This is a genomic window from Acetatifactor sp. (genome assembly GCF_982438285.1).
This window is the reverse complement of record NZ_CEWDFQ010000207.1, coordinates 1-5,487: the sequence shown is the minus strand read 5'-3', so window position 1 is coordinate 5,487 and position 5,487 is coordinate 1. Positions and strand designations below refer to the sequence as shown.

Genomic DNA, 5,487 nt, shown 5'->3' with positions numbered 1-5,487 from the left:
ATTTTACAATTTTGCAATGCCTTTTTTGAATTTTATAATCACTTTGTATGCTATTTACAATTTTGAATACCACTTTTTGTATATTAAGCTCATTTTTAGATTTTCTTCTTCCATAATAATGTGCTTTGTCGTATAACGTTTTCTTTTCATTTTATTACCTGGCCTTTTTATTCACATCTCTCAAAATTTGTTTTTTCTTTAAGTTTTTCTGCGATTTCTATTGATTTTTCCGACTTTGTTCTATATAATCCATGTTAAGATTACAACAACTTAAACGTTTTCTTAAACTTAAAAAGGAGAAACTTACCATATGAAATTTGGGTATTTTGACGACAAACACCGGGAGTATGTAATCACTGCTCCTGCAACGCCGCTTCCCTGGATCAATTATCTGGGCTGCAATGATTTTTTCAGCCTGATCTCCAATACCTGTGGCGGCTACACCTTTTACAAGGATGCAAAGCTTATGCGTCTGACCCGTTACCGGTACAATAATGTACCCTGGGATGTAAACGGTAAATATTTATATATAAAGGACGGCTCCGTGATCTGGAACCCCGGCTGGCAGCCCTCCAAGACCGAGCTTGATTTTTACGAGTGCCGCCACGGCCTTGGTTACAGCCGCTTCCTGGCCTCCAAGGGAGGCCTCAGGACAGATGTGCTCACCTTTATCCCGGTAAAGGATAACTGTGAAATCACCAGACTGACGCTCACCAACAATACCACCTGTCCGAAAACCTTTTCTGTTTTTTCTTATGTGGAATGGTGTCTTTGGAATGCAGATGACGACATGAAAAATTTCCAGAGAAATCTAAGCATTGGCGAGGTGGAGGTAGCGGGTTCTGTTATTTTCCACAAAACCGAATACAGAGAGCGGCGCAATCATTATGCCTTTTATTCCGTTAATACGGACATTGCGGGCTTTGACACCAGCAGAGACGCCTTTCTGGGCCCTTACCGGGGCGCCGACTGTCCCGAAGCGGTGGAGCAGGGCGCCTGCACAAACTCCATAGCCAGCGGCTGGTCTCCCATCGCCTCTCACCAGATCAATCTCACCCTGGATCCAGGAGAGAGCAAAACCTTCCTTTTCGTGCTGGGATACGTGGAAAATCCTCCCCAGGACAAATGGGAGAGCCCCGGAGTAATCAACAAAAAACCCGCCTATGCCATGCTGGAGAAATACGCCTCTGAAAAGGACGCCGAAAAAGCATTCGACGAGCTGTGCCTCTATTGGCGCACACTGCTTGACAGCTATCAGGTTCACACACAGGATGAAAAAGTAAACCGAATGGTAAATATCTGGAATCAGTATCAGTGCATGGTAACCTTCAATATGTCCCGCTCCGCCTCCTATTATGAGTCCGGTATTGGACGAGGCATGGGGTTTAGAGATTCCTGCCAGGATTTGTTAGGGTTCGTGCATCTGATTCCTGACCGGGCAAGGCAGCGGATCATCGACATCGCCTCCACCCAGTTTGAGGACGGCAGCGCCTATCATCAATACCAGCCTCTCACAAAAAAGGGGAATTCCGACATTGGAAGCGGTTTTAACGACGATCCCTTGTGGCTGATTGCCGGGGTGGGCGCATATGTGAGAGAGACGGGTGATTTATCCATTTTGTCTGAGCCTGTTCCCTTTGACCATGATCCTGCCAAGGCCGCACCCCTTTTGGAGCATTTAAAGCGCTCCTTTGACTATATTGTAAACCATAAAGGCCCCCATGGCCTGCCGCTCATCGGCCGGGCCGACTGGAATGACTGTCTGAACTTAAATTGCTTTTCCGAGCATCCGGGAGAATCCTTCCAGACCTTTGGACCAAGCGAAGGCCCTGTGGCGGAATCTGTCTTTATCGCCGGTATGTTCGTAAAGTATGGGGAGGAATACGCAAAACTGGCTGCGCTGCTTGGAGATGACAAAGAAGCCCAATACGCCAGAGGCCAGGTAAAGGAAATGTACGATGCCGTATTAAAAAGCGGCTGGGACGGGCAATGGTTTCTTCGGGCCTACGACGCAATGGGGAATAAGGTAGGCTCCTCTCAATGCGAAGAGGGACAGATTTACATAGAGCCTCAGGGCTTCTGCGTCCTTGCCGGCATTGGCGTAAAAGAAGGTCTGGCCCAGAAAGCCCTGGATTCCGTAAAAAACCGCCTGGAGACCGAATATGGCATTATGATCCTGCAGCCCCCTTACACGCGCTATCACCTGGAGCTTGGGGAAATTTCCTCCTATCCTCCTGGATATAAGGAAAACGCCGGCATTTTCTGCCACAACAATCCCTGGGTATCCATCGCCGAGACCGTATTGGGAAGAGGAGACCGGGCTTTTGAGATTTACAAAAAAACCTGTCCGGCCTACGTTGAGGAGATCAGTGAAATTCACCGCACAGAACCGTATGTCTATGCGCAGATGATCGCAGGCAGGGACGCTCCCAGGCACGGTGAAGCAAAGAACAGCTGGCTGACGGGAACCGCCGCCTGGACCTTTGTAAATATTTCCCAATATATTCTGGGAATTTATCCCGCCTTTGAAGGCCTTCAGATCGACCCCTGCGTACCCGGGGATTTTGGAGATTTCCAGGTCACAAGGAAATTCCGAGGCGCCTCCTATCACATTCAGGTAAAAAATCCTCAAAATGTGCAAAAGGGTGTGGCAAAGCTTCTGGTGGACGGCAAAGAAATACCAGGGAATGTAATCCCCTGGCAGGACGGAAAAAAGCAGGTGCAGGTAGAAGTTTTAATGGGATAATCCCGTTTGGGACGCATGAAAAAAGGGAGCTTTGGCTCCCTTTTTTCACCATTTTTTGTATGGGCACCCATTTCGGGCCACTGCCGCCCGAAGCTCCACATAGCATCCGCAGGCCTTGCACATCCCCTGAAAAAGCAGATCGCATTCCCTGCACACTCCAAGCCGCTTTTCATAAAGCGTTCCATCCGCCTTTATGCCATCATCCAAACCGGCAATATAGGCGTACAGATTTTCAAAATACACCTCTGAACCCGCCATTTCCCTGGTGAGGCATCTTTTACAAACTCTTGTGTTGGCAGTCGTTTCTTTTGTTTCCATTCCCTATTCTATTTCTATTAATAGTTTTCTGCCTTGATTTCAAAGTAAGACTGGGGATGGCTGCACACCGGGCATACCTCAGGCGCCTTTGGCCCGATCACAATATGTCCACAGTTTCTGCACTTCCAGATGGTATCCCCATCCCTGGAGAACACAATGCCCTCTTCAATGTTTTGAAGCAGCTTTCTATATCTTTCCTCATGCTCCTTTTCAATGGCCGCTACGCCTGCAAACAAGGCTGCAATTTCCTCAAAGCCCTCTTCCTTTGCTTCCTTTGCAAATTTGTCATACATATCCGTCCACTCGTAATTCTCGCCCTCTGCAGCGTCCCTTAAATTGTCCGGAGTGGAGCCGATACCGTCATGGAGCAGCTTAAACCATATCTTTGCGTGCTCCTTCTCATTTGCAGCCGTTTCCTCAAACAGCTCTCCAATCTGCACATAGCCGTCCTTTTTTGCCTTGGAAGCATAATATTTGTATTTGGTGTGAGCCATAGACTCTCCCGCAAACGCCTCCATAAGGTTTTTCTCTGTCCTGCTTCCCTTTAATGCCGCCATAATATCCTTCCTTTCCACTGCCAACCAGTTATTTTCATTATACGTGCATTCGTACAAAAAAGCAATCTGATGTTACGGCAATTTTTCTTCCTTTCCACTTGCTTTTTTTCTACATTTTTTATATAATTAATCAACAAAAGGGAGTAGCCGCCATGTTCTTTATGGATCATGGATTGCAGGCGACATTTCGGCATCTTGGGAAACTGCCCGCCTGTAATTGAAACGGCAAGACTTTTATCACGCAAGGGTTTCCTTCCCCGCATGGTAAAGGTCTTTTTTATTCTCAAAAAATAAAGAAAGGTGTAAGAAAAATGTCATTTTTATGGGAAGGTCTCGCTGCCGTCACCTGGCAGCAAATCGTAATGTATGTAGTAGGAGCCGCCTTAATCTGGGTGGCGATCAAAAAGGAGTATGAGCCTGCTCTGCTTCTGCCCATGGGCTTCGGCGCCATTTTGGTCAATCTGCCCGGCAGCAATGCGGTGGATCAGGTTCTCCAGGGGGTTGGGGAAACCCACGGCATTGTCTCCTGGCTCTACGATGTGGGAATTGCTGCTTCTGAGGCAATGCCCCTGTTATTGTTTATCGGTATCGGAGCCATGATTGACTTTGGTCCTCTTTTGGCCAAGCCCTCCATGTTTCTCTTCGGCGCTGCTGCTCAATTCGGTATTTTTGCCGCACTGCTTCTGGCTTCCGCTTTAGGATTCTCTTTGAATGATGCCGCTTCCATCGGTATCATAGGCGCCGCGGACGGCCCCACGTCCCTTTTGGTGTCCCAGGTGCTCAATTCCCAATATGTGGGCGCTATCGCCGTGGCGGCATATTCCTACATGGCGCTGGTTCCTATTGTACAGCCCTTTGCCATCAAGCTGATCACGACGAAAAAGGAACGTTCCATCCGCATGGATTACGACAACAAATCCGTTTCCAAGCGCACCCGTATTCTGTTCCCTATTTTTACCACGATCATTGTAGGCTTCATCGCTCCCTCCTCCGCTTCTCTGGTAGGCTTTTTGATGTTCGGAAACCTGATCCGCGAGTGCGGTGTGCTTGAGTCCTTAAGCCAGACGGCGCAGACCACGCTGACAAACCTGATCACTCTGCTTTTGGGTATCACCATCTCCTTCAGTATGCAGGCAGATTCCTTTGTAAAGCCTGACACTCTTTTCATTATGGCTATCGGTCTTGCCGCATTTGTGTTTGATACCTTTGGCGGTGTGCTCCTTGCCAAAATTATGAATCTGTTCCTGAAAAAGAAAATCAATCCCATGGTGGGCGCAGCGGGTATTTCTGCATTCCCCATGGCTTCCAGAGTGGTACAAAAGATCGCCCAGGAGGAATCTCCCGGAAATATCGTCATTATGCACGCAGCAGGCGCTAATGTGGCAGGCCAGATTGCATCTGCCATAGCGGGCGGTCTGTTGATTCAGCTGGTAACAAGCATGGGCTGACACACAGGTTAGCAAAATTTGCAATTCAGGGAAAGGAGATCACATATGAATAACATTATCGTCGCATTGGAAATGATGGGCATGGGTATGCTGGGAATTTTCGCAGCCATGATCATCATCATGATTATGACATTCATTCTGGCAAAGCTGGATTCCTCCTCCGCAAAGAAGGCTGCGGACAAGGCTTCCCAGTAACCACGAAGTAATTTTAAGGGGCTGCTGCATTTCTGCAACGGCCCCTTCCTTTTTTATCACCAAACAGCAGATACCTCTTTTCAGGAATAAACGTGTGCCCGCCGGGCACAGACTGACGGCATGCCCGTCATATTGAAAAAAGCCATCGGCTTCGCCGATGGCTTTTTAACGTGCGTTAGAGGATTCGAACCCCCGACCTTTTGGTCCGTAGCCAAACGCTCTA

Annotated in this window: 5 protein-coding genes; 3 read left to right on the top strand and 2 right to left on the bottom strand. The window is 48.1% G+C overall.

Annotated features, from left to right (window positions below; all coding sequences use genetic code 11):
• Nucleotides 1-310: 310 nt before the first annotated feature.
• Nucleotides 311-2,746 (top strand): glycoside hydrolase family 94 protein, encoded by a 2,436-nt coding sequence (locus AC1WIP_RS10580; RefSeq protein ID WP_481141794.1) that lies wholly within the window; start codon nucleotides 311-313, stop codon nucleotides 2,744-2,746.
• A 45-nt stretch (nucleotides 2,747-2,791) separates the two neighbouring features.
• On the opposite strand, the gene AC1WIP_RS10575 is transcribed toward AC1WIP_RS10580, so the two are convergent.
• Nucleotides 2,792-3,064: a DUF6171 family protein gene (locus tag AC1WIP_RS10575; protein ID WP_481141793.1), complete on the bottom strand. Its 273-nt coding sequence runs from the start codon at nucleotides 3,062-3,064 to the stop codon at nucleotides 2,792-2,794.
• Between the two features lie 17 nt (nucleotides 3,065-3,081).
• Nucleotides 3,082-3,621 carry a rubrerythrin gene (gene rbr, locus AC1WIP_RS10570; RefSeq protein WP_481141792.1) on the bottom strand — a complete coding sequence of 180 codons (540 nt, stop codon included), beginning with the start codon at nucleotides 3,619-3,621 and terminating at the stop codon, nucleotides 3,082-3,084.
• 311 nt (nucleotides 3,622-3,932) lie between these two features.
• On the opposite strand from rbr, the gene AC1WIP_RS10565 reads away from it, so the two are divergent.
• Both AC1WIP_RS10565 and AC1WIP_RS10560 read left to right on the top strand, forming a co-directional pair.
• Nucleotides 3,933-5,069 (top strand): sodium ion-translocating decarboxylase subunit beta, encoded by a 1,137-nt coding sequence (locus AC1WIP_RS10565; protein ID WP_481141791.1) that lies wholly within the window; start codon nucleotides 3,933-3,935, stop codon nucleotides 5,067-5,069.
• Between the two features lie 45 nt (nucleotides 5,070-5,114).
• On the top strand, nucleotides 5,115-5,264 hold the full coding sequence (locus AC1WIP_RS10560) for a hypothetical protein (RefSeq protein ID WP_481141790.1): 150 nt from the start codon (nucleotides 5,115-5,117) through the stop codon (nucleotides 5,262-5,264).
• The last annotated feature ends 223 nt before the right edge of the window (nucleotides 5,265-5,487 follow it).

Coding starts and splice junctions, on each gene's coding strand:
- AC1WIP_RS10580 (WP_481141794.1), top strand. CDS start 311: ATGAAATTTGGGTATTTTGACGACAAACACCGGGAGTATGTAATCACT.
- AC1WIP_RS10575 (WP_481141793.1), bottom strand. CDS start 3,064: ATGGAAACAAAAGAAACGACTGCCAACACAAGAGTTTGTAAAAGATGC.
- rbr (WP_481141792.1), bottom strand. CDS start 3,621: ATGGCGGCATTAAAGGGAAGCAGGACAGAGAAAAACCTTATGGAGGCG.
- AC1WIP_RS10565 (WP_481141791.1), top strand. CDS start 3,933: ATGTCATTTTTATGGGAAGGTCTCGCTGCCGTCACCTGGCAGCAAATC.
- AC1WIP_RS10560 (WP_481141790.1), top strand. CDS start 5,115: ATGAATAACATTATCGTCGCATTGGAAATGATGGGCATGGGTATGCTG.